This is a genomic window from Pseudomonas sp. WS 5412, from assembly GCF_012985615.1.
Lineage (GTDB): Bacteria > Pseudomonadota > Gammaproteobacteria > Pseudomonadales > Pseudomonadaceae > Aquipseudomonas > Aquipseudomonas shahriarae.
Genome location: NZ_JAARMB010000003.1, coordinates 279,377 through 304,799, shown reverse-complemented (window position 1 = coordinate 304,799; position 25,423 = coordinate 279,377). Strand labels below are relative to the sequence as shown.

Below are 25,423 nucleotides of genomic sequence, written 5' to 3'. Positions count from 1 at the left end.
GGCTCGGCGCCGTATTGATCCACGTACTTTTGAGGTGATTCCCATGATGAAAGGTGGCATGGCCGGCCTGATGAAGCAGGCGCAGCAGATGCAGGAAAAAATGGCCAAGATGCAGGAAGAACTGGCCAACGCCGAAGTCACCGGTAAAGCCGGTGGCGATATGGTCAGCGTAGTGATGACCGGTCGTCACGACATCAAGCGTGTGAGCATCGACCCAAGCGTATTGCCGGGCATTGGCGAAGACGACCTGGAAATGCTCGAAGCCTTGTTCGCTGCGGCCGTCAACGACGCCGTGCGCAAGATCGAAGCCAACAGCCAGGACAAAATGTCCGGCGTGACCGCGGGCATGCAACTGCCGCCGGGCATGAAGCTGCCGTTCTGATCGACTCGCGCGACTGCAAAAATGCCAGGCATCGTGCCTGGCATTTTTGTTTGTGTCGGGCACAATCGAACGTCAGCCTTGCAATGGCTGTCTGCACTCTATACCGCTGAATTCAATCACCGATATAAAGGAGCCCCGCTGATGACCGAAGCTATGACCCTTAACCAGCGCATCGTCCTGGTATCCCGCCCGCAGGGTGCGCCCGTGCCGGAAAACTTCCGTCTGGAGCGCGTAGCGCTGCCAGACCTCGCAGACGGCCAGGTTCTGCTCAAGACCCTGTTCCTGTCCCTTGACCCCTATATGCGTGGGCGCATGAGTGACGCGCCGTCCTACGCCGCGCCGGTAGAAATCGGCGAGGTGATGACCGGCGGTGCTGTGAGCCGCATCGAACAGTCGCGCAACCCCAAGTTCGAGGTGGGCGACCTGGTGGTCGGCGCCACCGGCTGGCAAAGCCATAGCATCAGTGACGGACGCAACCTGATGCCGGTGCCCAAGGGCCTGCCGAGCCCGTCCATGGCCCTGGGTGTGCTGGGCATGCCCGGCATGACGGCCTACATGGGCCTGATGGATATCGGCCAACCCAAGGCCGGGGAAACCCTGGTGGTGGCGGCGGCCTCCGGTGCGGTGGGCTCGGTGGTCGGCCAGGTGGCCAAGCTCAAGGGCCTGCGGGTGGTGGGCGTGGCCGGCGGTGCGGACAAGTGCCGTTATGTGGTGGAGGAGCTGGGGTTTGACGCGTGCATCGACCACAAGAGCGCGGACTTTGCCGAAGAGCTGGCCCAGGCCTGCGACAAAGGGGTGGATATCTATTATGAAAACGTCGGCGGCAAGGTCTTCGACGCTGTGCTGCCCTTGCTCAATCCCAAGGCACGGATCCCCCTGTGTGGCCTGATTGCCGGCTACAACGCCCATGAGGCGCCCACCGGCCCTGATCGCCTGCCAGCGCTGCAACGCACCCTGTTGACCAAGCGCGTGCGTATCCAGGGGTTTATCGTGTTCGACGACTATGGCGACCGCCACCCGGAATTTATCAGCGCCATGGCGCCCTGGGTGCGGGACGGCAAGGTCAAGTTCCGCGAAGACGTGGTCGATGGTCTGGAGCAGGCTCCCGAGGCCTTTATCGGCCTGTTGGAAGGGCGCAACTTCGGCAAGTTGGTCGTGCGTATTTGACGCTTATCCGAGGCGCGGGTATAAACCGCGTCTCGTTGTTTTGTCGGACCTTTGCCCCATGAGCTTCAGCCCTCTGATTCGTCAACTGATCGACGCCTTGCGCACCTTGCCGGGCGTGGGCCAGAAAACCGCCCAGCGCATGGCGCTGCAACTGCTGGAGCGTGACCGCAGCGGTGGCTCGCGACTGGCCCAGGCCTTGAGCCAGGCCATGGACGGTGTGGGCCATTGCCGCCAGTGCCGCACCCTCACCGAAGAAGAACTGTGCCCGCAATGCGCCGACCCCCGTCGCGACGACACGCTGCTGTGCGTGGTCGAAGGGCCGATGGACGTCTACGCGGTGGAGCAGACCGGCTATCGCGGGCGCTACTTCGTGCTCAAGGGCCACCTGTCGCCGCTCGACGGCCTGGGGCCGGAGGCCATTGGTATCCCGCAGTTGGTGGCGCGCATTGAAGGGCAGGGTACCTTTACCGAGGTGATTCTGGCCACCAACCCGACGGTGGAAGGGGAAGCCACGGCGCATTACATCGCGCAACTGCTGACCAACAAAGGCTTGATCACCTCGCGCATCGCCCATGGCGTGCCATTGGGTGGCGAGCTGGAACTGGTGGACGGCGGCACCCTGGCGCACTCGTTTGCCGGGCGTAAACCTATCGCGCTCTAAGCCCAATATCCTCTGGCACGCCGGCTTGTGTGGGAGCTGGCTTGCCTGCGATGGCATCGCCTCGGTCCTCCTGATACACCGCACTGCCTGCATCGCAGGCAAGCCAACTCCTCCATGGGTTCTGCGTTCGGCTTGATAACCAAGCAAGCGCTTGGTAAGTTCGCTCCATCTCTGCATGGAGCTTGCCGATGTCTGCCTACCAGGAATATTTCGACCCCAGTCACCAATTGGTCCGCGACAGCGTGCGCCGTTTTGTCGAGCGCGAGATTCTGCCGGGCATCGAGCAATGGGAGGAGGCCGAACACTTCCCCCGCGAGCTGTACCTCAAGGCCGGCGCGGCGGGGATTCTCGGCATTGGCTACCCTGAAGCCCTGGGCGGCAGCCATGAGGGCGACCTGTTCGCCAAGGTCGCCGCCAGCGAAGAGCTGATGCGTTGTGGCTCCGGTGGTGTAGTGGCGGGGCTGGGCTCGCTGGATATCGGCCTGCCGCCCGTCGTCAAATGGGCGCGCCCCGCAGTGCGCGAGCGCGTGGCCCCGCAGGTGCTGTCCGGTGAGAAGATCATGGCCCTGGCCGTCACCGAGCCCGGTGGCGGCTCCGACGTGGCCAGCCTGCAAACCCGTGCGGTGCGCGATGGCGATTGTTATCGGGTCAGTGGCAGCAAGACTTTTATCACCAGTGGCGCACGCGCCGACTACTACACCGTCGCCGTGCGTACCGGCGGGCCTGGCTTTGCCGGCATCAGCCTGTTATTGATCGAGAAGGACACGCCTGGCTTCACCGTCGGCCAGCCGCTGAAGAAGATGGGCTGGTGGGCGTCGGACACTGCCGAGCTGTTCTTCGATGATTGTCAGGTGCCGGTGGGTAATCTGATCGGCGGCGAAAACATGGGCTTTGCCTGCATCATGGGCAACTTCCAGAGCGAGCGCCTGGCCCTGGCATTAATGGCCAATATGACCGCGCAGATGGCCCTGGAAGAGAGCCTGAAGTGGGCTGCGCAGCGGCAGGCCTTTGGCAAGCCGATTGGCAAGTTCCAGGTGCTCAAGCACCGCCTGGCGGAGATGGCCACGGCGGTCGAGGTTTCCCGCGAGTTCACTTACCGCCAGGCGGCGAAGATGGCGGCGGGCAAGAGCGTGATCAAGGAGATCTCCATGGCCAAGAACCTGGCCACCGACACCGCCGACCGCGTGACGTATGACGCGGTGCAGATCCTGGGTGGCCTGGGTTATATGCGCGGCAGCCTGGTGGAGCGGCTATACCGCGACAATCGGATTTTGTCGATTGGCGGCGGGACCCGGGAGGTGATGAATGAAATCATCAGTAAGCAGATGGGGTTGTGATTGAGGGGGCTCCCACCTTTGAATGGGTTCACAAATCAAAATGTGGGCTTGCCCGCGATGAAGCCCACAAGACCCGCGCAAATTACCGCTCAGTCAACCCAAACTGCGTCAAACAGAACGTAGGGATCCCCATATCCTCCAGACGCTGCGAGCCGCCCAACTCCGGCAGGTCAATAATCGCCGCCGCCTCAAAAATCCGCGCGCCCATGCGCCGTGTCAGGTTCGCTGCAGCAATCAAGGTGCCACCGGTGGCGATCAAGTCATCGAACATCAACACCGAGTCTCCTTCACACAGGCTGTCGGCGTGTACTTCGAGGAAGGCTTCGCCATATTCGGTCTGATAGCCCTCGGACAGCACGTCCGCTGGCAGCTTGCCTTGCTTGCGGAACAGGATCAGCGGCTTGTTCAGTTGGTAGGCAATCACCGAACCGATCAAAAAGCCTCGGGCGTCCATCGCGCCGATATGGCTGAACTCGGCTTCGACGTAGCGGTGGATAAAGGTGTCGGCCACCAGGCGCATGGCCTTGGGCGACTGGAACAGCGGCGTGATATCACGAAAGATCACCCCAGGCTTGGGGAAGTCGATGACGGGGCGAATCAGGGATTTGATGTCGAAGGCGTCGAAAGTCATCGTCGGGAGTCCTGGGCGCAAAGACCCAGCAGTATACCTGCGGCCTCGCCGGTTGGCTTGGCCACAAGTGTCGCGCCCCTCGTGCGCCGATCAGCCGTCGAGGGAGCCGCCGGCCAGTGCGCAGAGCTGGATCGGGTCGAGGATGTGCACTTCCTTGCCCTCGGCGGCAATCAGTTCGTTCTGCTGGAAGCGCGTGAACACCCGGGACACGGTTTCTACCGCCAGGCCCAGGTAATTGCCGATTTCGTTGCGCGACATGCTCAGGCGGAACTGATTGGCCGAGAAACCACGGGCGCGGAAGCGCGCCGACAGGTTGACCAGGAAGGTGGCAATCCGTTCGTCGGCGGTTTTCTTCGACAGCAACAGCATCATTTGCTGGTCGTCCCGAATTTCCCGGCTCATCACACGCATCAACTGGCGGCGCAACTGCGGCAATTGCAGGGCCAGTTCATCCAGGCGTTCGAAGGGAATCTCGCACACCGACGTGGTTTCCAGAGCCTGGGCCGACACCGGGTGGATCTCGGTGTCCATGCCCGACAGGCCAACCAGCTCGCTGGGCAGGTGGAAACCGGTGATCTGCTCTTCGCCGCTATCGCTCAGGCTGAACGTCTTCAAGGCGCCCGAGCGTACTGCATAGACGGAATCGAACTTGTCACCCTGGCGAAACAGAAACTCGCCTTTCTTCAGTGGGCGACCACGTTTAACGATTTCGTCCAGCGCATCCATGTCTTCCAGATTCAGCGAAAGTGGCAAGCAGAGGGGAGCCAGGCTGCAATCCTTGCAGTGAGCCTGGCTATGAGCGCGCAGTTTAACTGGCTCGGACATTTCTTAAATCCTTGTGGGAAAACACACATAAGACGTAAGGGTACCGCACTGAGGGACTATCAAGCCAGCCTGTACAAAAAACCGGCAGAGGTATAAAGGTTTTTACCCGGTGGCCGATGAACTGCTAACGACAATGAGCTTGGAGGCTCACGATATGCTTTCCATCGACGGCAATCTTCCGTCCCGCACCACTGTGCCGACGCTGCTTGAATCGAAAAAAACCAGCACCGTGGGCGCCGGTACCGAATCAACGGCGCTGGGTGAAACCCAGCCTGCCGAAGGCGTGAGCGTGACCTTCTCCGGTGCGTCGCTGAAGGCCGCCAGCGCCGAGAAGACGGCCAACGATGATATCGAAGAAAGCGGGCTGGACGAGAACGTGCAGAAACTGCTGAAAATGATTCGCCAGTTGAAGCAGCAGATCGCGGAAAAGATGGCAGAGATGTCGGCGATCATGTCCGACAAGCGCCTCAGCCCGGAGCAGGTCCTGGCGAAACTGAGCGGCGTGCAATCGGCGCTGGGCGGCTTGCAAGCCTCGCTGACCGGCGCCTATGCGTCGTTGAGCGAAGCGATGAAGAACCTGAGCGCCGAAGACGCGGTGAAGGCCGCCTCGTTGATGGCCAAGTAACCCGGCTCAGATCACCCGTGAAAAGCGCTGCCTATTCTGTTGCTCCAGATAGGCATCGAACACCATGCACACCGAGCGCACCAACAGGCGCCCGGCTGGCAGCACCCGGATTCCCTTGGCGTCGAGTTCGATCAGGCCGTCACTGGCCATTACTTCGAGTTGCGGCCAGAGCTCGGCGAAATAACCGCGAAAATCCACGGTGAAGGCCTGCTCGATGCTGTCGAAGTCCAGGCTGAAGTGACAGATCAGCTGTTGGATCACCGCCCCTCGTAAACGATCGTCCGCCTTGCACAGCAGGCCGCGACTGGTGGCCAGTTGCGCGCCGGCCAGGGCATTCTGGTAATGACTCAGGTCGCTGCTGTTCTGGCAGTACAAGTCACCAATCTGACTGATGGCCGAAACGCCGAGCCCGATCAAATCGCAGTGACCGTGGGTGGTGTAGCCCTGGAAATTGCGTTGCAGGGTGCCCTCTTCCTGGGCGATGGCCAGTTCGTCGTCGGGCAGGGCGAAGTGGTCCATACCGATGTAGGTGTAGCCGGCGGCCGTCAACTGTTCGATGGTTTCCTGCAGCATCTGCAACTTGACGGCGGGGGCCGGCAGGTCTTCGCTGTTGATCCGCCGCTGGGGCAGGAAGCGTTCCGGCAGGTGGGCATAGTTGAATACGGACAGGCGGTCGGGTTGCAGGCTGATGACTTCGGCCACCGTGCGGGCGAAATGCTCGGGGGTCTGCTTGGGCAGGCCGTAGATCAGGTCAATGTTGATCGAGCGAAACTGCAGGGTGCGCGCGGCATCAATCACCGCGCGGGTCTCTTCCAGGCTTTGCAGGCGATTGACCGCCCGTTGCACCTCGGGGTCCAGGTCCTGCACGCCGATGCTCACACGGTTAAAGCCCAGTTCACGCAACAGGCCCATGGTGGCCCAGTCGGCTTCCCGTGGGTCGATCTCAATGCCGTAGTCGCCGGAATCGTCATCCAGCAGGTTGAAGTGTTGGCGCAGTTGCGCCATCAGTTGGCGCAATTCGTCGTGGCTGAGAAAGGTCGGGGTGCCGCCGCCAAAATGCAGCTGCTGCACCTGTTGGTGGGGGTCCAGGTGGCAGGCCACCAGTTGAATCTCCTGCTCCAGGCGCTGCAGGTAGGCCTGGGCGCGACCGCGGTCCTTGGTGATGACTTTGTTGCAGGCGCAGTAGTAGCAGATGTTCGCGCAGAACGGCACGTGCACATACAGCGACAGCGGGCGCACGGCCTTGCGGCTGTCGCGCAGGGCGTGCAGCAGGTCGAAGGTGCCGACCTGGCTGGTGAATTGTACGGCGGTGGGGTAGGAGGTGTAGCGCGGTCCTGCCAGGTCGTAGCGATGAATCAGATCAGTGTCCCAACGAATGGCGTCGAGCATGCGGGCGTTCCCCGGATTGGCTAGTGGGCCGAGTCTAGGGGCATGGCTGGGCGGTCATCTTGATTTGTATCAACGGGGAGCGGCGCTATGCCACATGGCCTTTTAGTGGCCCATCAGCCAGTGCTGATGGGGCCCGGGTAGGGTCCAGATACCGAACATAATCACCAGCAGGCCGCCGGCCATGCGCACACTGCGCTTGCGTAACAGCGCGGTGACGCGCTCCGCCGCCAGCCCGGTGGCGAGCAGTACCGGCCAGGTGCCGAGGCCAAAAGCGAGCATCAGCAACCCGCTGTCCACGGCGTTGCCCTGGCTGGCCGCCCACAACAAGGTGCTGTAGACCAGGCCGCACGGCAACCAGCCCCACAGCGCGCCCAGCAGCAGGGCGCGGGGCAGGCTGGACACCGGTAGCAAACGGTTGGCAAACGGCTGGATATGCCGCCACAGGCCGCGCCCGAGGCTTTCGATACGGGTCAGGCCGCTCCACCAGCCGGCCAGGTACAAGCCCATGCTGATCAGTAGCAGGCCGGCCAGGATGCGCATGAACATCGCCGCCGGGCTGTTGGCCACGGCCCAGCCGGCCAGGCCGATCAATACGCCGGCGGCGGCATAGCTGAGGATGCGTCCCAGGTTGTACGCCAGCAGCAGGCGAAACCGCCGGCTGCGCTGTTCCGGGGGGATGGCCAGGGTCAATGCGCCCATCAGGCCACCGCACATCCCCAGGCAATGGCCGCCGCCCAGCAGACCAAGGATCAGCGCGGAAACCAGCAGCGGCGCGAGGTCAAGCATGGGGCGGCGCCGGCTCGTCAGGCTTGGCCGGTGGCTGCGGGTGGCTGCTGGCCTCGTCGACAGCGGCCAGGTGCTTGGGATCCTGGTCGTCGAACAGCACGCTGTGGGCCGGCCCGTCGAGGTCGTCATACTGGCCGCTGTCCACCGCCCAGAAGAAGATGTAGATGGCGATGGCGACGATCAGCAGCGCCGCGGGAATCATTACGTAAAGAGCTGGCATCGCTACTCCATGCCCGCGCGGCTCAAGCCGGCAGCGGGCGGGGCTGTGGGGTGGTGCTCGCGGCACTGGCGCGCGGCAGGCGCGTCAGGCGCAGGGCGTTGAGCACCACGGTCAACGAACTGAGGGACATGCCGATCGCGGCCCAGATCGGCGTGATCCAACCGAGGGCGGCGAACGGCAACATCAGGCCATTGTACAGCCCGGCCCACAGCAGGTTTTCAATGATTACCCGGCGCGTACGCCGCGCCAGGCTGAACGCTTGCACCAGGGCATCCAGGCGGTTGGACAGCAGCACCGCATCGGCGCTGGTTTTTGCCAGGTCAGTGGCCGAGCCCATGGCCACGCTGATATCCGCCGCGGCCAATACCGGCACGTCATTCACGCCGTCACCAAGCATCAACACCTTGCGGCCTTCCTTGTGCAACTGTTGCAGCACTTGCAGCTTGTCATCCGGGCGCAGGCCGCCACGGGCTTCATCAATCCCCAATTCGGCGGCAACGCTGGCGACCATCGGCGAGCTGTCGCCCGATAGCAGCAAGGTGCGCCAGCCCCGCGCCTTGCACGCGGCCAGCAGTGCCGGCGCATCGCTGCGCAGGCGATCATCCAGGACAAACCAGGCCAGGGCGCCGCCAGTATCGCCCAGCAGCAGCCATTGGCCAGCGTCTTGCGGCGAATCGGGAATCGCGCAGCCGCTTAATTCACAGACGAAACCGGGCTGGCCGATCCGCAGCAGGCGTTCACCGACCCGACCTTCGAGCCCCAGGCCGGGGGTGCTGAGCACTTCATCAGCCGCCAGCGGGGCGCGGCCGAAAGCCCGGGCAATCGGGTGTTCGGAGCGGTTTTCGAGGGCGGCGGCCAGGGCCAGGGCCAAGTCGCTGCTCATGCTGCCCAGTGGCCGGATGGCACGCAGGGCCAGGCGGCCTTCGGTGAGGGTGCCTGTCTTGTCGAAAATCACTGTGTCGATCTGGTTCAAGCCTTCCAGCACATGGCCTCGGGTCAGCAACAGGCCGAGTTTGTGCAGGGTGCCGGTGGCGGCAGTCAAGGCGGTGGGGGTTGCCAGGGACAAGGCGCATGGGCAAGTCGCCACCAGCATTGCCAGGACAATCCAGAACGCCCGCGAGGGGTCCAGTTCCCACCACAGCAGGCCAATCACGGCGGCGGCGATCAGCGAGCAAAGCAGGAACCATTGCGCGGCGCGGTCGGCGATCTCGGCCAGGCGTGGCTTTTCGGCCTGGGCCCGCTCCAGCAGGCGCACGATGGCCGACAGGCGGGTGTCATGGCCCAGGGCGCGCACTTCCACGGTCAGCGCGCCTTCGACGTTGAGAGTGCCGGCGGTGACGCTATCGCCGGCTTGTCGCGGTTGTGGCAGGTATTCGCCGGTGAGCAGGGATTCATCAATGCTCGACTGGCCATCCAGGATCACCCCGTCAGCCGTCAGGATCGCACCCGGATGCACCAGCACCCGGTCGCCCAGGGCCAATTCGGTGAGCAGGATGCGTTCGCTCTGGCCATCGCCTTTGAGGCGCAGGCACGAGGCCGGCAGCAGGTTGACCAGTTGGGCAGTGGCGGCGGCGGTGCGTTCTCGGGCGCGGCGCTCCAGGTAGCGCCCGGCCAGCAGGAACAGGGCGAACATGCCTACGGCATCGAAATACAACTCGCCCACCCCCGTGATGGCGGTCCAGATGCCCGCCAGGTAAGCGCCGCCAATGGCCAATGACACCGAGACATCCATGGTCAGGTGGCGGGTGCGCAAGTCGCGCATGGCGCCCTTGAAAAACGGCGCGCAGCTGTAGAACACAATGGGGGTGGTCAGAAACAGCGCGACCCAGCGCAGGATCACGTGCAGCTCGGGGCTCAGGTCGATATTGAATTCCGGCCAGGTGGCCATGGTGGCCATCATCGCCTGGAACCACAGCAAGCCGGCGACCCCCAGTTGGCGCAGGGCCAGGCGGTTTTCGCTGGCCAGTTGTTCGGCGGCGCGGTCGGCCTGATACGGGTGAGCGGCGTAGCCAATCTGGCGCAGTTCGCTGAGCACCTGGCTCAACGGCAATTGCGCGTCGGCCCAGCGCACATGCAAGCGATGGTTGGACAGGTTCAGCCGCGCCTCGGCCACGGCGGGCAGGCTGCGCAGGTGTTTTTCGATCAACCAGCCACAGGCGGCGCAACTGATGCCTTCCATCAACAGGGTGGCTTCGGCCAGGTCGCCGTCGTGGCGCACGAAGGGCTTTTGCACATCGGCGCGGTCGTACAGCGCCAATTCGTCGACCAGTTGCACCGGCAAGGCTTCGGGGTTGGCCGAGGCTTCACTGCGGTGCTGGTAGTAGCTTTCCAGGCCGCCCGCGACAATTGCCTCGGCCACCGCCTGGCAACCCGGGCAGCAGAGCTCGCGGGGCTCGCCGAGGATCACCGCGGTGAAGCGGCTGCCGGGCGGGACGGGGAGGGCGCAGTGGTAGCAGGGGGTTGGGGTGGTCATGGCTTTGGATCTGTGTGGGCAGGGAGGGCCTCATCGCGGGCAAGCCCGCTCTATCTGTAGGAGCAGGCTTGTCCGCGATGCGCGAAGAGCAGGCTTTCAGTTCTTCAGGTCTTCAGCACCCTGCAACGGCTCGTCACCCAACTTCAAGTCGGTGCCATGGCTGACTTCTTCCTCTTCAAACATACGCCAGGTACGGTCGCCTTCGACCCCCAGCAGTTCGACGAAGCGGCGGCCTTCGACCTTGTCAGTCACCTGGCCGATATAACGCCCCGGCTCGCTCTGGCTGCGGGTGAGCACGACCTTGCGGTCTTTCTCCGGCTGGGTCGGCGAAATCAGGTTCAGTTCCAGAGTGGTCGGCCCGCTGTTGCCCGTGAGAAACAGCTCCACTTCCCCGGTCAGTTCATCCAGGTGCAGGGTGGCGCGCATTTGCAGGGTCTGGGCCAGCAATTCGCGGTCCAGGGAGCGGTTGATGCCTTTGCCGGCCTCGTAGTAGTTGTCGTTGACCAGGTTGTCCGGGTTGTTCACCGCGATGGTCACCATGGACAAGGTCAACGTCACCGAGCAGGCCAGGATGGCAATGATGATCCAGGGCCAGAGGTGCTTGTACCAGGGGCTTGCGGCAGTTGCTACGGGCATTGTTCTGCTCTCTTTTAACGAATTTGTGGGCCGATGAATCGGCTCTTGGCTTCAACGTGGACGCTTTCATCGTCAGCATCCTTGAGGATGAATTTCACCTCGTTGGTGCTCGATGGCATTTGTTCCGGCGCGCTCGACAGCTCCACCGGCATGGTGAAGATTTCCCCGGCGGGGACCTTGATTTCGCGCTTGCCTTGTAGCTTGAGGTCCGGCAGGCCGCTGGCGTCCAGCACGTAGGTGTGATCGCGCTGGTCCTTGTTCATGATTTTCAGGCTGTAGACGTTCTCGATCCGCCCTTCGGCGTTTTCGCGGTACAGCACGCGGTCCTTGCTGACGTCGAAACCCACCAGCGAACGCATGAAGAACGCCGTGGCCAGCAGGGTGATCATCGCCAGCAGCACCAGCGCATAGCCGATCAGGCGCGGACGCAACTTGTGGGTCTTTTGCCCCGACAGGTTATGTTCGGTGGTGTAGCTGATCAACCCACGAGGGTAGTCCATCTTGTCCATGATCGTGTCGCAAGCGTCGATACAGGCCGCGCAGCCAATGCACTCAATCTGCAGGCCGTCACGGATGTCGATCCCGGTGGGGCAGACCTGTACGCACATGGTGCAGTCGATGCAATCCCCCAGGCCCAGGGCCTTGTAGTCCACGCCTTTCTTGCGTGGGCCACGTACTTCGCCGCGACGCGGATCGTAGGAAACGATCAGGGTGTCTTTGTCGAACATCACGCTCTGGAAGCGCGCATACGGACACATGTAGATGCACACTTGCTCACGCAGCCAGCCGGCGTTGCCGTAAGTGGCAAGGGTGAAGAAGCCAACCCAGAAGTACGACCAGCCATCGGCCTGGCCGGTGAAGAACTCGAAGACCAGTTCGCGAATCGGCGAGAAGTAGCCGACAAAGGTCATGCCGGTGACAAAACCGATCAGCAGCCACAGCGTGTGCTTGCTGAGTTTACGCAGGAGCTTGTTGGCGCTCATCGGCGCCTTGTCCAGCTTGATCCGCTGGTTGCGATCGCCTTCGGTGACCTTTTCGCACCACATGTAGATCCAGGTCCACACGCTTTGCGGGCAGGTGTAGCCGCACCAGATACGCCCAGCGTACACGGTGATAAAGAACAGGCCGAACGCCGAGATTATCAGGATGCCCGACAGCAGGATGAAGTCCTGGGGCCAGAATGTCGCACCGAAAATGAAGAATTTGCGCTCTGGCAGGTTCCACCAGACGGCCTGGTGTCCGCCCCAGTTCAGCCATACCGTACCGAAGTACAGCAGGAACAGGCCAGCACCGCCGAGCATCCGCAGATTGCGGAACATCCCGGTGAAGGCTCGAGTGTAGATTTTCTCCCGCGAGGCGTAGAGATCGACAGTGTTGCTGGTTTTTTTGGCAGGCGGGGTAACGTCGTGTACCGGAATCTGATCGCTCATCATTGCATCCCACGGCAGTGGAGATTTGCCTCGGCCAGTACGTGCCAACCGGGGTCAAAATAGGGGTCTAGCAGTGGCGCAATGATACGCCTGTAGTACGGGTGAACGGGTGCGACCTTTGGTCGCGTTGGGGGAAATCAATTGATGGTGTACGTGACTTGAATCAATTGACAGGAGGAGTATGGACGGTTTTTCAGGGCTCGAAGGTCATTCGTCCCACGGGTTGATCAGTTTCACGCCGCTGCTTTGGAAGTCGGCGACATTGCGGGTGACCACGGTCAGGCCATGAACCAGAGCGGTTGCGGCGATCAGCGCATCACCTTCGTTAGCGCGATCTGGCACATGCAGGCTGGCGCAGCGCAAGGCCACGGCAGCGTCAATTGGCAGGATCCTGGCATCGAAGGCCGGCATGACATGGCGTTTGAGCCAGGTGCGCAAGACCTTGCCCTGCGCGGGGTCACGGCGTTCCATTCGCAGCACCCCAGTCTCCAGTTCCTTCAAGGTAATCGCCGAAATATACAGGCGTGGCGCAGCGACGGTTTTGGCCCACGCCACCACATTTTTGTCGGCTTGGGGTTTGCGTAACTCGGAAATGACATTGGTATCGAGCAGATACATCAAGAGAGGTCCACGGGTCGATGGATAATGACGGCACGTTCGGTTTCAAACTCGATATCCGCCGCTTCGGGCATCACCAACAGGTCAACAATATCGGCGTTGATGCCTGTCAATTTTTGGTAGTCCTCAATACTTAGCAGCACATGAGCAGGCTTGCCTCGGTCGGTAATAAAAACCGGTCCTTGGCGCGCGGCTTTTTTGGCACCGCTTGTGTCTTGGTTGAATTTGCGGCTGGAGATTGTCGTGATAGTCATGGGGCGCCTCCCAGCGGGATGGGGGAATGTAGTTACGTTACTACGGCGCAGTTGCAAGCTACAAGCAGTCGATGCGCTTCACTGGAAACAAAAAAAGCCCCGTCAGCATGCGCTATACGGGGCTTTCTCTTGCGGCTTGCAGCTTACTTCTGTTCTTGCTGCTCTTGCTGCTCTTTGTGCGACAGGCTGTAAACATACGCCGCCAGCAAGTGCACCTTGTCGTTACCTTGCAGTTGCTCCTGCGCAGGCATCTGGCCCTGGCGGCCGTAACGGATGGTCTGCTGCAGTTGGGCGAAGCTGGAACCGTAGATGAACGCGCCCGGGTGGGTCAGGTCAGGTGCGCCCATCGCTGGCGTACCTTTACCGGCCGGGCCGTGGCAGGCCACGCAGTTGGCGGCGAAGAGTTTCTCGCCGTTAGCCACGTCGGCCTTGGCGCCTTCCGGCAGCTTGCGGCCATCGAGGTTGGTCAGCACAAAGCCGGCCACGTCGGCCACGCCTTGTTCGCCGATGACTTCAGACCAGCCCGGCATCACCGCATGGCGACCGGCCATGATGGTGGCCTTGATGGTCTCCGGCTCGCCGCCCCAGCGCCAGTCGGCGTCGGTCAGGTTGGGAAAGCCGTAGGCGCCCTTGGCGTCGGAGCCGTGGCAGACCGAGCAGTTGGAGGCGAACAGGCGGCCACCCATCTTCAGGGCTTGCGGGTCCTTGGCTACTTCCTCAATGGGCATGGCTGCAAATTTGGCGAAGATCGGCCCAAACTTGGCGTCCGAGCGTGCCATTTCCTTTTCCCACTCGTGCACGCCGGTCCAGCCGCTCTGGCCGTTGGCGAATGGGGTTTGCTTGTCGTTATCCAGGTAGGCATAGCCCGGCAGCAGGCCTTTCCAGTTGCCCAGGCCCGGGTATAGCACCAGGTAACCCAGGGCAAACACGATGGTGCCGACGAACAGCATGAACCACCACTTTGGCAGTGGGTTGTCGTATTCCTCGATGCCATCGAACGAGTGGCCAACTGTCTCGTCCGTTTGCTCGGCGCGCTGGCCCTTGCGGGTCGACAGCAGCAGCCAGGTCAGGGCAAAAATGGTACCCAGACTGAGGACTGTGACGTACAGACTCCAGAACGTAGTCATTCTTTGTTACTCCTAGAAGCTTGCTCGACGTGCTTGATGGCTTCGGGATCATCCGCAAAAGGCAGCAAGGTCGCGTCTTCAAACTCTGACTTGCGCTTGGGGCTGAATACCCACAACGCCAGGCCGATAAAGGCCACCATCACGACAACGGTGCCCAGGCCTCGAATCATCCCGATATCCATTCAGATCACCGTTTGCTTTTGATGATGGTGCCCAGGCCTTGCAGGTAGGCCACCAGCGCGTCCATTTCGGTCTTGCCCTTGACGGCTGCCTCGGCACCGGCGATGTCTTCGTCGGTGTAAGGCACGCCGAGGGTGCGCAAGACTTCCATTTTCTTGGCGGTGTCTTTGCCGTCGAGCTTGTTTTCCACGAGGAACGGGTACGCCGGCATTTTCGACTCGGGCACTACGTTGCGCGGGTTGTACAAGTGCGCACGCTGCCAGTCATCGGAGTAACGACCGCCAACACGGGCCAGGTCCGGACCGGTACGCTTGGAACCCCACAGGAACGGGTGGTCCCATACGCTTTCACCGGCGACCGAGTAGTGGCCGTAGCGTTCGGTTTCGGCACGGAACGGGCGGATCATCTGCGAGTGGCAGCCGACGCAGCCGTTGGCGATGTAGATATCGCGGCCTTCCAGTTCAAGGGCGGTACGCGGCTTCATGCCTTCGACCGGCTTGTTGGTCACGTCCTGGAAAAACAGCGGAACGATCTGGGTCAGGCCGCCGATACTCACGGCGATGACCATGAAGAAGGCCAGCAGGCCGATATTCTTCTCGACTACTTCGTGCTTCATCAGTGAGCTCCCACGACGGCGATCTTGGTGGCGGCTTCAGCCTCTACAGGGTTGGAAGCACGCACGGTGCGCCATACGTTGTAGGCCATGAACAGCATGCCGCTGGCAAAGAACGCACCACCGAGGGCGCGGACGATGAAACCAGGATGGCTGGCTTGCAGCGCTTCGACGAAGGAATAGGTGAGGGTGCCGTCGTCGTTGATCGCACGCCACATCAGGCCCTGGGTGATGCCGTTGACCCACATCGAGGCGATGTAGAGCACGGTGCCGATAGTGGCCAGCCAGAAGTGGGTGTTGATCAGGCTGGTGCTGTGCATCTGCGCCCGGCCATACAGCTTGGGAATCATGTGGTACAGCGCGCCGATGGAAATCATCGCTACCCAGCCGAGAGCGCCGGCGTGTACGTGGCCGATGGTCCAGTCGGTGTAGTGGGACAGCGAGTTGACGGTCTTGATGGCCATCATCGGGCCTTCGAAGGTCGACATGCCGTAGAACGCCAGCGACACCACCAGAAAGCGCAGGATCGGGTCGGTGCGCAGCTTATGCCAGGCGCCCGACAGGGTCATCATGCCGTTGATCATGCCGCCCCAGCTCGGAGCCAGCAGGATGATCGACATGGCCATGCCCAGGGACTGTGCCCAATCTGGCAGTGCGGTGTAGTGCAGGTGGTGCGGACCGGCCCAGATATACAGGGTGATCAGTGCCCAGAAGTGCACGATGGACAGGCGATAGGAGTAGATCGGACGCTCGGCCTGTTTCGGCACGAAGTAGTACATCATCCCCAGAAAGCCCGTGGTCAGGAAGAACCCTACGGCGTTGTGGCCGTACCACCACTGGATCATCGCATCGGTCGCACCGGCGTAGGCCGAGTAGGACTTGAAGAAACTCACCGGCAACGAGGCGTGGTTGACGATGTGCAGCATCGCCGTCACGACGATGAATGCGCCGTAGAACCAGTTGCCAACGTAGATGTGCTTGGTCTTGCGCTTGACGATGGTGCCAAAGAACACGATGCCATAGGTCACCCAGACGATCGCCAGAAGGATGGCAAGGGGCCATTCCAATTCCGCGTATTCCTTGGTGGTGGTGAAGCCCATTGGCAGGGTGATGATGGCGCCCACGATAACCGCTTGCCAGCCCCAGAAGGTGAAGGCGGCGAGACCGTCGGAAATCAGTCGCGTCTGGCAGGTTCGCTGCACGACATAGTAGGAAGTGGCAAACAGTGCACATCCGCCGAAGGCGAAGATCACCAGGTTGGTGTGCAGCGGGCGTAGGCGTCCAAACGTCGTCCATGGCAGGTCGAAGTTCAACTCCGGCCAGACCAGTTGCGAGGCGATGAAGACACCGAGCCCCATGCCAAGGATCCCCCAGACCACCGTCATGATGGCGAACTGGCGGACTACCTTATAGTTATAAGCAGTCGGACTGATTGCTGTGCTCATTCTAAGGTTCCACGGTTTAGGTGTTTTATTAGGATAAAAATCGGTCGCAAGTATGGAGAAAGCGGGGTGCCATTGCAACGTAACGCTGACCTGCGTCAATGCTTTACAAACCAGATTCTGCGCCCTTTCCATGTTTGGCGTAAGGACAAAATCAAAAATGAAAAGCTGACGGGTCGGACAGGAATTTTGCAGGGGTGCAGGCACTTGCGCGCAGGTCTGAGCAAACAAGCTGACGCAGTGACGAATGGTCAATGGCGTGACAGCCGGTAACTGTCAGCCTTTGCGCCTGTCACCTTGCTTGAATGTCAGACTCATCGCGTGCAAGTCGGTCTGCGACCGCTCAACACCGGTCTACTGTCGGAACAAGCGTAGACCCGAATGGCGGGAGGGGAAAGGTGTGCTTTAGAAGGGTGCGACAATGGGGCGCAGGGGGCAGCGGTGAGTGGCAAGTCTGGAGCGGGAGAGGGGGAGGGCTGCAAGAGCCGAGTTGAGAGCTCTTCTCTTGCAGCTTGTAGCGTGCAGCTTACTTCTGCTCTTTCTGCGACAGGCTGTAGACGTAGGCCGCCAGCAGGTGGACCTTGTCGTTGCCTTGCAGTGCTTCCTGTGCCGGCATCTGGCCTTGGCGACCGTGACGGATGGTCTGTTGCAACTGCGCCAGGCTGGTGCCGTAGATGAAGCCGGCAGGTTGCGTCAGGTTCGGCGCGCCCATGGCTTCTACGCCGTGGCCCTCTGGGCCGTGGCAGGCCACGCAAGTGGTGCTGAACGCTTGCTGGCCGGCGGCCAGGTCAACCTTGCTGTCAGCCGGCAGTGGCAACTTGGCCAGGTCGTGGCGTACATAGGCAGCGACGTTTTTCACACCGTCTTCGCCCAGCACTTCACCCCAGGCCGGCATTGCAGCGTGGCGACCGTTCATGATGGTCAGCTTGATTGCATCCGCCGAACCACCCCAGCGCCAGTTGTCGTCCGCCAGGTTCGGGAAGCCGTAGGCGCCCTTGGCATCGGAACCGTGGCACACCGCGCAGTTGGAGGCAAACAGGCGACCGCCCATTTTCAGCGCTTGTGGGTCTTTGGCGACCTCTTCCACGGGCATGGCTGCGAATTTGGCGAAGATCGGCCCGAACTTGGCGTCGGCCTTGGCCATTTCCTTGTCCCATTCCTTGGTCTGGGTCCAGCCGTCTTCATAGCCCGGCAAGACGCCTTTCCAGTTGCCCAGGCCCGGATAGAGGATCAGGTAGCCGACGGCAAATACCAGGGTGCCGGCGAACAACAGGAACCACCATTGGGGCAGAGGGTTGTCGTACTCCTCAATCCCGTCGAAGGCGTGGCCCATGGTCTGGTCGACGCTGCCCTTGGTCTCGCCCTTGCGGGTGCCGAACAACAGCCAGGTCAGGCCGATCAGGCTGCCGAGGGTCAGTACACAGATCCATGTACTCCAAAAGGTAGTCATGGCCGAATGCTCCTTGTTACAGGCTCTTCTTGAGCGTCGGATGGGGTGCCGGTGGCGTCAGGCTTAGGCTCATCGGCAAATGGCAGCAGGCAGGCCTCGGCGAACTCCGGGTTGCGCTTGGAGTTGAACACCCACAGCGACAGGCCGATGAAGGCAATTGCCACCACCAGCGTGCCGAGGCCGCGGATCATTCCGGTATCCAGTTCAAAACCCATGGTTCACCTCTTGCTCTTGATTGCAGTGCCGAGCACTTGCAGGTAGGAGACCAGAGCGTCCATTTCGGTCTTGCCCTTGAGGCTGTCCACGGCGGCGGTGATGTCCGCGTCGGTGTACGGCACGCCGAGGGTGCGCATGACCTTGAGCTTGGTTTCGGTGTGGCTGCTGTCGACCTGGGCGGTGACCAGCCATGGATAGGCCGGCATCTTCGACTCAGGCACGACGTTGCGCGGGTTGTACAAGTGCGCGCGGTGCCAGTCGTCGGAGTAGCGTGCACCTACCCGGGCCAGGTCCGGACCGGTACGCTTGGAGCCCCACAGGAACGGGTGGTCCCACACGCTTTCGCCGGCGACCGAGTAGTGGCCGTAGCGTTCGGTCTCGGCGCGGAACGGCCGGATCATTTGCGAGTGGCACTGTACGCAGCCTTCGCGGATGTAGATGTCACGGCCTTCCAGTTGCAGCGCGGTGTAGGGCTTCATGCCTTCGACCGGCTTGTTGGTGACGTCCTGGAAGAACAGCGGGACGATCTGCGTCAGGCCACCGATACTCACGGCAAGCACCATCAGCAGCATCAGCAGGCCGACGTTCTTTTCAATCGTTTCGTGTTTCATCATCGACTCCTCAGGCCATCTGCGCCGCAGCGGCTACTTCGGCAGGTTGTGCCGAACGCACGGTGCGCCAAGTGTTGTAAGCCATCAGGAACATGCCGCTGAGGAAGATCGCACCACCCACCAAACGCACGATGAAGCCTGGGTGGCTGGCCACCAGGGTTTCGACGAAGGAGTAGGTCAAGGTGCCGTCTTCGTTGACTGCACGCCACATCAGGCCCTGGGCAATGCCGTTGACCCACATCGAAGCGATGTAGAGCACGGTGCCGATAGTGGCCAGCCAGAAGTGCGCGTTGATCAGGCCGAGGCTATACATCTGCTCGCGACCGAAGACTTTCGGGATCATGTGGTACAGCGCGCCGATGGAAATCATCGCCACCCAACCCAGAGCGCCGGCGTGTACGTGGCCGATGGTCCAGTCGGTGTAGTGGGACAGGGCGTTGACCGTCTTGATCGCCATCATCGGACCTTCAAAGGTCGACATGCCGTAGAACGCCAGCGATACAACGAGGAAGCGCAGGATCGGGTCGCTGCGCAGCTTATGCCAGGCGCCCGAGAGGGTCATCATGCCGTTGATCATGCCGCCCCAGCTTGGCGCCAGCAGAACCAGCGACATCACCATGCCCAGGGACTGTGCCCAGTCCGGCAGCGCGGTGTAGTGCAAGTGGTGAGGACCGGCCCAGATGTACAGGGTGATCAGTGCCCAGAAGTGCACGATGGACAAGCGATAGGAGTAAACCGGACGCTCGGCCTGTTTCGGCACGAAGTAGTACATCATCCCCAGGAAGCCTGCGGTGAGGAAGAAACCTACGGCGTTATGGCCGTACCACCACTGCACCATGGCATCCGTCGCACCGCCGTACAGCGAGTAGGACTTGGTCAGGCTGACCGGGATTTCCAGGTTGTTGACGATATGCAGGATCGCTACGGTGATGATGAACGCACCGAAGAACCAGTTACCGACGTAGATGTGCTTGGTGTTGCGCTTGGCCACGGTGCCGAAGAACACGATGGCATAGGCGACCCAGACAATGGTGATCAGGATGTCGATCGGCCATTCCAGCTCGGCGTATTCCTTGGAACTGGTATAGCCCAGTGGCAAGCTGATTGCCGCCAGCAGGATCACCAATTGCCAGCCCCAGAAGCAGAACGCGGCGACTTTCGGCGCGAACAGCTGGGTCTGGCAGGTGCGTTGCACCGCGTAGAAGGAGCTGGCAAACAGCGCGCAGCCACCAAACGCGAAAATCACCGCGTTGGTGTGCAGTGGGCGCAATCGACCGAAACTGGTCCAAGGCAGGTTGAAGTTGAGTTCGGGCCATACCAACTGGGCGGCGAGAAAAACCCCGAGCCCCATGCCGACGATGCCCCACACCACCGTCATAATGGCGAATTGGCGGACCACCTTGTAGTTATAGGCGGTACTTAAAGTAGTGTTCATGGTTCCCCATCCACGGTTCAACCCAAGCAGATGCAGCACTTGGGCTGGAGTTATAGGCAGACTAAAAAGCGAGGCAAGCATGGGCAAAGAGCACAAGGCCAGTATTGACGGGGATCAATGGGCGCAGTGTGTGGGTGAATACGGTTGGTTGTGGAATGCAGCCACGCGCGAGGGCGCTGGCCCATCACCCACGCTGATCCTGGCCCACGGTGCTGGCGCGCCGATGGACTCCGGCTTTATGGACGACATGGCTGCACGCCTTGCCGGGCATGGCGTGAACGTATTGCGCTTCGAGTTTCCCTACATGGCCCAGCGCCGCGTGGACGGGGGCAGGCGCCCACCGAATCCGGCTCCAAAGCTGCTGGAATGCTGGCGCGAGGTATATGCCCAGGTGCGACGTCATGTCGCTGGGCCTTTGGCTATTGGCGGCAAGTCCATGGGCGGGCGGATGGCCAGTTTATTGGCCGATGAATTGGCGGCTGATGCACTGGTGTGTCTGGGGTATCCGTTCTACGCGGTGGGCAAGCCAGAGAAGCCACGGGTCGAGCATCTGGCCGGGCTGAAGACCCCGACCTTGATTGTGCAGGGCGAACGCGATGCGCTGGGCAATCGGGCGGCGGTGGAGGGGTATGTGCTGTCGCCGAGCATCGAGGTGATGTGGCTGGTGGCGGGGGATCATGATTTGAAGCCGTTGAAGGCTTCGGGGTTTAGTCATGCGCAGCATTTGGAGGCTGCGGCGGGGAAGGTGGCAGGGTTTCTCGGCGCCTGTTAGGGCCTCATCGCGAGCAAGCTCGCTCCCACATTTTGAATGGATTCACAAATCAAAGTGTGGGAGCGAGCTTGCTCGCGATAGGGCTAGATCAGGCAGTCAATCCCTAGCGGTTAAACCGCTCCACCAGCGAATACTGCGTATTCGCCGTATGCGTCAGCTCTTCACTCAACTGCGCCGAGTTCAACGCCTGCTCCGAAGTCTGGTCCGCCAACAGCGCAATGGTGCTGATATTGCGGCTGATCTCTTCGGCCACCGAGCTTTGCTCCTCGGTCGCGGCGGCGATCTGGGTGGTCATGTCGGTAATATGCGCCACCGCCTCACTGATCCCCACCAGCGCCGCATCAGCCTCCATCACCCGTGCCACGCCTTCTTCAGCCTGGCGATGCCCGGCATCCATGGTCTGCACGGCGGTGCTGGCGGTCTGTTGCAGCTTGGCGATCAGGGCATGGATCTGCCCGGTGGATTCGCTGGTGCGTTGCGCCAGCTGCCGCACTTCATCGGCCACCACCGCAAACCCACGGCCCATCTCACCGGCACGCGCCGCTTCGATGGCGGCGTTGAGGGCCAGCAGGTTGGTCTGGTCGGCAATGCCTTTGATCACATCCACCACGCCGCCGATTTCGTCGCTGTCCTTGGCCAGTTGGGTCACGGTTGTCCCGGTCTCTCCAACCACCACCGACAGGCGCTGGATGGCTTCGCGGGTTTCCCCGGCAATGTCCCGGCCACGGCTGGTCAGGCGATTGGCTTCCTGGGTCGCATCGGCCGTGCGCTGTACATGGCTGGCGACTTCCTGGGTGGTAGCAGCCATCTGATTGACGGCGGTGGCCACCTGCTCGGTCTCGACGCGCTGGCGTTCCAGGCCGGTTGAGCTGTTGTGGGCCAGGGTGTTGGACTGGCGCGCTTGGTCGTTGAGGTGTTCGGCGGTGTCCTGCAAACGGGTCAGGCAGGTCTTCAGGCGGGCTTCCTGGCTGAGGATCGACATCTCCAGTCGCGCCTGCGCGCCACGGCTGTCGGTGTACATCTGAGCAATCAGCGGGTCGGAGGTGGTCTGTTCGGCCAGGCGCAGCAGGCGCTTGAGGCCGCGCTGCTGCCAGCTCAGGCCGAGCAGGCCCAGGGGCACCGACAAGGCGGCGGCCAGGGCAAAACCCCAGTGGGAGTCGAACCAGACGCCGATCAGGAAGCTCAATTGGCTGACCAGGATAAACGGCAGCCAGTCCTGCAGTACCGGCAACCATTTATCGCTGCGCGGGATGGCCGACTTGCCCTGGTTGATTCGTTGGTACAGCGCTTCGGCACGGCGGATCTGCTCGGCGGTCGGCTTGACCCGCACCGATTCGTAGCCGATCACCTGTTCGCCGTCGAACACCGGGGTCACGTAGGCGTTGACCCAGTAGTGATCGCCGGTCTTGCAGCGGTTCTTAACGATGCCCATCCATGGCAAGCCTTGTTTGAGCGTCGTCCACATATGCGCGAACACGGCCGCCGGCACATCCGGGTGGCGAACCAGGTTGTGCGGGGCGCGCATCAGTTCATCCCGGGAAAACCCACTGATCTCGACAAACGCATCGTTGCAGTAAGTGATCACGCCTTTGGCATCGGTCGTGGAGATCAACCGTTGTTGAGCGGGGAAGGTGCGTTCGCGCTGGGTAACGGGTTGGTTATTACGCATGATTGATCAATCCGCAAGGCTTTGACAGGTTGTCGGCCCCGGCGGGCTTTTATTTAACTTATTTTTGCAATAATCAGCGGGTTTCTATCGGGTGCCCAGGATGTCCATCGCCATGCGCTGGTGGATGGTGGTCCGTGCGTAATCGCGAACGAATGCCGAGCGGTCGGTGGGCTCGAGCTTGAGTCGAGCCAGTGCGGCGATGGCGGACTCCACATCTGCCGGGGCAAACACCGAAGCGTTGGCGATATGGGTAGTGGCGAAGTGTTTTGAGTAGCCTTCCAGGCCTGCCAGGATCGGCTTGCCGGTGGCGGCGTATTCGAACAACTTGGAAGGAATGACCTTGAGGAACGCCTTGAATGTATTGAGGTGCAAAAAAAGCACATCAGCCTGGTCATAGTGAGTGATGAGCTGGGCGCGGGGTGTCGGTGCAATCAGTTCGACATTCGTGATCTGCCGGCTTTGCAGTTCATCCCGCAACTTTTGTAGCGTGCCGCCATGGCCGATCACGAAGAAGCGCGCCCTGTCAGCCAAGCGTTCAGCCAACTGCGGGATGATTTTTTCCAGGCCCTGGCCTGCGCCGATATTGCCGGCATAGACAATTTTCAGGCGATCGGCAGGTGCGCAGGGGGTGTCCTGTTGGAGTGCTGGCTGGCAGAAGAGGGCGTCAATGCCATTGGTGAAGGTGGAAAACGTCTTATGCGGGTAGCGCTCGACGAAGTAACTGAGAAATCCCGGTGACACCAGGTTGATCCGCGATGCCTGGTTTATCGTAAGCTGTTCGACCACGCAAAACAGCCGGGCCAGGCACTTGCCCATAACGCCGGGGAACAGGTCGGGCAATACATCGACGAAAATATCGCGGATATCCAGATAGAGCGGCGTCTTGCGTGCGCTGGCGATAGACGCCGCCAGGGCGGCGGTCATCAGCCGCGAGGAGGAGGCGAGGATCAAGTCGTACTCTTTGCCCTTTATCGCTTTGCGCACCCCATGGGCATAGGCAACAAACCCCCAGGCCTGATCGCGGAAGTTCCTGGGGTGCTTGGGCAGGGCTATGCGCGTAATACAAAGCCCTGGCCGCTGTTGGGCATCGCTGTCTACCGTGCAAGAGGTGGCATAGCGGTTGGGATGAGTGGTGAGCAAGTCGATCTGCACCTCGTCGCCCGGGTGCGCCAGCAGGGCCTCGACCATCGCTTCGACTCGGAATGCCGCCAGGTCAGGCGGGTAATAGAAGCTCAGTAGCAGAATTCGTATGGTCATGGATGGCCCTGGTCCTTGCCTGCCAACCGGTGGTACAGCCCCACCAGTTCGGCTTCTTGCTGTTCCCAGTTCAAATATCTGGCGGCAATCAGGGTATTGCCGGCATACCTGCGGCGTAACGCGGGATCACCCAGCAGGCGGGTGAGGGCTGTTTGCAGTTGCACGTCGTCACCCGCCGGTACCAGCAGCCCGATGTCATGGGCTCTGACAATCCGGCGAATTTCCGGGAAGTCCGTGGCGATCACCGGCAGCCCGGCGATCACGTACTCGAACAATTTGTTGGAGTCGGTGGTGAAGTGGTTCAGGCAGGTGTTTTCGATGGGTTGCACACCAATGTCGGCCGACGCGGTGTAGCTGGGCAAATCCGCCAGGGGCACCACCGGGATAAAATGCACCCGTTCGGCCAGGCCCAGTTCATTGCATAACGTCATTAACGGCACGCAGAGCTTGCCGCCGCCGATCAGCACGAAATAGGCATCCGGTACCCTTGCCGCTACCCGCAACAGCCGTTCCAGCCCGCGTCCCTGCTGCAATCCTCCCTGATAAACGATGATCGGCCAGGGCTGCAACAGCCCCAGTTCGTTGCGGATCCGTTGCGTCGGCGGGCTGTTGCTGAACCGGGGGCGATTCTGCAGCACCTGCGGGCGGGCAATCGCGTATGCCCGGGCAAAGAACTTCGCCCGCGTCTCGGTGGTGGTGATGTTGCCGTCAGTCCTGGGCATCAGCGTGCGCTCGATCAGCGCTACCCACTTGCGGTAGCGCCCGTAACCTTCGCGGCTGGTGCTGAGCTCATGGGCGTCGTACACCAGCTTGGCGCCACTGAGCCGGGCGGCGAGCCAGGCGCTGGGCAGGGTATTGACGTCATGGGCATGGATCACCGTGGCGCGGTGCCCGGCAATGCGCGCTATCAGGCCGATATGGATCCACAGCCGGGCAACTACGCGCAGGACGGTCATTGGGTTGCCAGCAGCCGACGCGCTCGGCGATTGTTGCGCTTTGACACGGCGCCATCGCCATAACGGACGTCGTGCGACTCGAACTACCCGGGTGCCATCCATGAGGGTTTCCTTACTACGGGTCACGCCGGGAGTATGCAGCGCGAATACCGTGACTAGATAACCAGCCGACTGAAGGGTCTGGGCTTGTTTCAATACCCGGGCGTCATTGCGGAATTCGTTCCATACGAGCATGGCAATACGAGTCACGGGAACCCTCTC

27 protein-coding genes are annotated in these 25,423 nt (G+C 61.5%); 6 read left to right on the top strand and 21 right to left on the bottom strand.

Features of this window, described 5'->3' with window-relative positions; genetic code table 11:
• Positions 1-43 precede the first annotated feature (43 nt).
• The 4 genes from HBR94_RS06445 (at position 44) to HBR94_RS06430 (ending at position 3,547) form a co-directional block, all read left to right on the top strand.
• Complete coding sequence (locus HBR94_RS06445; protein ID WP_057439500.1) at positions 44-382, top strand: YbaB/EbfC family nucleoid-associated protein; 339 nt, start codon at positions 44-46, stop codon at positions 380-382.
• Positions 383-523: 141 nt separating this feature from the next.
• Entirely contained in the window at positions 524-1,549 is a 1,026-nt protein-coding gene (locus HBR94_RS06440) for an NADP-dependent oxidoreductase (RefSeq protein ID WP_057439499.1), read from the top strand.
• Positions 1,550-1,607: 58 nt separating this feature from the next.
• Positions 1,608-2,210 (top strand): recombination mediator RecR, encoded by a 603-nt coding sequence (gene recR / locus HBR94_RS06435; protein WP_057439498.1) that lies wholly within the window; start codon positions 1,608-1,610, stop codon positions 2,208-2,210.
• A 188-nt stretch (positions 2,211-2,398) separates the two neighbouring features.
• Positions 2,399-3,547 carry an acyl-CoA dehydrogenase family protein gene (locus HBR94_RS06430; protein WP_057439497.1) on the top strand — a complete coding sequence of 383 codons (1,149 nt, stop codon included), beginning with the start codon at positions 2,399-2,401 and terminating at the stop codon, positions 3,545-3,547.
• An 82-nt stretch (positions 3,548-3,629) separates the two neighbouring features.
• Here the strand turns inward: HBR94_RS06430 and HBR94_RS06425 are convergent, their stop codons facing one another.
• Together HBR94_RS06425 and fnr are read right to left on the bottom strand one after the other, a co-directional pair.
• Positions 3,630-4,178 (bottom strand): adenine phosphoribosyltransferase, encoded by a 549-nt coding sequence (locus HBR94_RS06425; protein WP_057439496.1) that lies wholly within the window; start codon positions 4,176-4,178, stop codon positions 3,630-3,632.
• A gap of 90 nt (positions 4,179-4,268) precedes the next feature.
• Complete coding sequence (gene fnr / locus HBR94_RS06420) at positions 4,269-5,003, bottom strand: fumarate/nitrate reduction transcriptional regulator Fnr (protein ID WP_032863348.1); 735 nt, start codon at positions 5,001-5,003, stop codon at positions 4,269-4,271.
• 154 nt (positions 5,004-5,157) lie between these two features.
• Between fnr and HBR94_RS06415 the strand changes: the two genes are divergently transcribed.
• Positions 5,158-5,628, top strand: coding sequence for a hypothetical protein (locus tag HBR94_RS06415; protein WP_057439494.1), 471 nt, complete (start codon positions 5,158-5,160; stop codon positions 5,626-5,628).
• Positions 5,629-5,634: 6 nt separating this feature from the next.
• Here the strand turns inward: HBR94_RS06415 and hemN are convergent, their stop codons facing one another.
• From hemN to ccoN (HBR94_RS06335), 16 genes are all read right to left on the bottom strand, one after another.
• Positions 5,635-7,017 (bottom strand): oxygen-independent coproporphyrinogen III oxidase, encoded by a 1,383-nt coding sequence (hemN, locus tag HBR94_RS06410; protein ID WP_170044397.1) that lies wholly within the window; start codon positions 7,015-7,017, stop codon positions 5,635-5,637.
• Positions 7,018-7,119: 102 nt separating this feature from the next.
• Positions 7,120-7,803, bottom strand: coding sequence for a sulfite exporter TauE/SafE family protein (locus HBR94_RS06405; protein ID WP_170044396.1), 684 nt, complete (start codon positions 7,801-7,803; stop codon positions 7,120-7,122).
• Entirely contained in the window at positions 7,796-8,023 is a 228-nt protein-coding gene (gene ccoS / locus HBR94_RS06400; protein ID WP_057960320.1) for a cbb3-type cytochrome oxidase assembly protein CcoS, read from the bottom strand. The genes HBR94_RS06405 and ccoS overlap by 8 nt, the downstream gene beginning before the upstream one ends.
• Before the next feature lie 22 nt (positions 8,024-8,045).
• Positions 8,046-10,496 (bottom strand): heavy metal translocating P-type ATPase, encoded by a 2,451-nt coding sequence (locus tag HBR94_RS06395; RefSeq protein WP_170044395.1) that lies wholly within the window; start codon positions 10,494-10,496, stop codon positions 8,046-8,048.
• Between the two features lie 96 nt (positions 10,497-10,592).
• Positions 10,593-11,132, bottom strand: a complete 540-nt coding sequence (locus tag HBR94_RS06390) for a FixH family protein (RefSeq protein WP_057960318.1) — start codon at positions 11,130-11,132, stop codon at positions 10,593-10,595.
• A gap of 14 nt (positions 11,133-11,146) precedes the next feature.
• Positions 11,147-12,562 (bottom strand): cytochrome c oxidase accessory protein CcoG, encoded by a 1,416-nt coding sequence (ccoG, locus tag HBR94_RS06385; RefSeq protein ID WP_170044394.1) that lies wholly within the window; start codon positions 12,560-12,562, stop codon positions 11,147-11,149.
• Positions 12,563-12,769: 207 nt separating this feature from the next.
• Positions 12,770-13,180, bottom strand: coding sequence for a type II toxin-antitoxin system VapC family toxin (locus HBR94_RS06380; RefSeq protein ID WP_057960316.1), 411 nt, complete (start codon positions 13,178-13,180; stop codon positions 12,770-12,772).
• Positions 13,180-13,434: a type II toxin-antitoxin system Phd/YefM family antitoxin gene (locus tag HBR94_RS06375; protein WP_170044393.1), complete on the bottom strand. Its 255-nt coding sequence runs from the start codon at positions 13,432-13,434 to the stop codon at positions 13,180-13,182. The genes HBR94_RS06380 and HBR94_RS06375 overlap by 1 nt, the downstream gene beginning before the upstream one ends.
• 143 nt (positions 13,435-13,577) lie before the next feature.
• Positions 13,578-14,561, bottom strand: a complete 984-nt coding sequence (gene ccoP / locus HBR94_RS06370; protein WP_170044392.1) for a cytochrome-c oxidase, cbb3-type subunit III — start codon at positions 14,559-14,561, stop codon at positions 13,578-13,580.
• Positions 14,558-14,743 (bottom strand): CcoQ/FixQ family Cbb3-type cytochrome c oxidase assembly chaperone, encoded by a 186-nt coding sequence (locus tag HBR94_RS06365; protein ID WP_003175465.1) that lies wholly within the window; start codon positions 14,741-14,743, stop codon positions 14,558-14,560. The genes ccoP (HBR94_RS06370) and HBR94_RS06365 overlap by 4 nt, the downstream gene beginning before the upstream one ends.
• Before the next feature lie 5 nt (positions 14,744-14,748).
• Positions 14,749-15,357, bottom strand: coding sequence for a cytochrome-c oxidase, cbb3-type subunit II (ccoO, locus tag HBR94_RS06360; protein ID WP_057439487.1), 609 nt, complete (start codon positions 15,355-15,357; stop codon positions 14,749-14,751).
• Positions 15,357-16,799, bottom strand: coding sequence for a cytochrome-c oxidase, cbb3-type subunit I (gene ccoN, locus HBR94_RS06355; RefSeq protein ID WP_057439486.1), 1,443 nt, complete (start codon positions 16,797-16,799; stop codon positions 15,357-15,359). The genes ccoO (HBR94_RS06360) and ccoN (HBR94_RS06355) overlap by 1 nt, the downstream gene beginning before the upstream one ends.
• 523 nt (positions 16,800-17,322) lie before the next feature.
• On the bottom strand, positions 17,323-18,246 hold the full coding sequence (gene ccoP, locus HBR94_RS06350; protein ID WP_057439485.1) for a cytochrome-c oxidase, cbb3-type subunit III: 924 nt from the start codon (positions 18,244-18,246) through the stop codon (positions 17,323-17,325).
• The gene (locus tag HBR94_RS06345; RefSeq protein ID WP_057439484.1) at positions 18,243-18,461 is read right to left on the bottom strand and encodes a cbb3-type cytochrome c oxidase subunit 3; all 219 of its coding nucleotides are present in this window, start codon (positions 18,459-18,461) and stop codon (positions 18,243-18,245) included. The genes ccoP (HBR94_RS06350) and HBR94_RS06345 overlap by 4 nt, the downstream gene beginning before the upstream one ends.
• Before the next feature lie 3 nt (positions 18,462-18,464).
• Complete coding sequence (gene ccoO, locus HBR94_RS06340; protein WP_029300055.1) at positions 18,465-19,073, bottom strand: cytochrome-c oxidase, cbb3-type subunit II; 609 nt, start codon at positions 19,071-19,073, stop codon at positions 18,465-18,467.
• Positions 19,074-19,083: 10 nt separating this feature from the next.
• The gene (ccoN, locus tag HBR94_RS06335) at positions 19,084-20,508 is read right to left on the bottom strand and encodes a cytochrome-c oxidase, cbb3-type subunit I (protein WP_029300057.1); all 1,425 of its coding nucleotides are present in this window, start codon (positions 20,506-20,508) and stop codon (positions 19,084-19,086) included.
• 79 nt (positions 20,509-20,587) lie between these two features.
• Here ccoN (HBR94_RS06335) and HBR94_RS06330 point away from each other — a divergent pair, with 79 nt between their 5' ends.
• Positions 20,588-21,280, top strand: a complete 693-nt coding sequence (locus HBR94_RS06330; protein WP_057439483.1) for an alpha/beta family hydrolase — start codon at positions 20,588-20,590, stop codon at positions 21,278-21,280.
• 103 nt (positions 21,281-21,383) lie between these two features.
• On the opposite strand, the gene HBR94_RS06325 is transcribed toward HBR94_RS06330, so the two are convergent.
• The 3 genes from HBR94_RS06325 to HBR94_RS06315 form a co-directional block, all read right to left on the bottom strand.
• Positions 21,384-22,949: a PAS domain-containing methyl-accepting chemotaxis protein gene (locus HBR94_RS06325; RefSeq protein ID WP_057960312.1), complete on the bottom strand. Its 1,566-nt coding sequence runs from the start codon at positions 22,947-22,949 to the stop codon at positions 21,384-21,386.
• An 84-nt stretch (positions 22,950-23,033) separates the two neighbouring features.
• Positions 23,034-24,206 carry a glycosyltransferase family 4 protein gene (locus tag HBR94_RS06320; protein ID WP_170044391.1) on the bottom strand — a complete coding sequence of 391 codons (1,173 nt, stop codon included), beginning with the start codon at positions 24,204-24,206 and terminating at the stop codon, positions 23,034-23,036.
• Positions 24,203-25,411 carry a glycosyltransferase family 4 protein gene (locus HBR94_RS06315; RefSeq protein WP_346342837.1) on the bottom strand — a complete coding sequence of 403 codons (1,209 nt, stop codon included), beginning with the start codon at positions 25,409-25,411 and terminating at the stop codon, positions 24,203-24,205. Before HBR94_RS06315 ends, HBR94_RS06320 begins: the two co-directional genes overlap by 4 nt.
• Positions 25,412-25,423 lie beyond the last annotated feature (12 nt).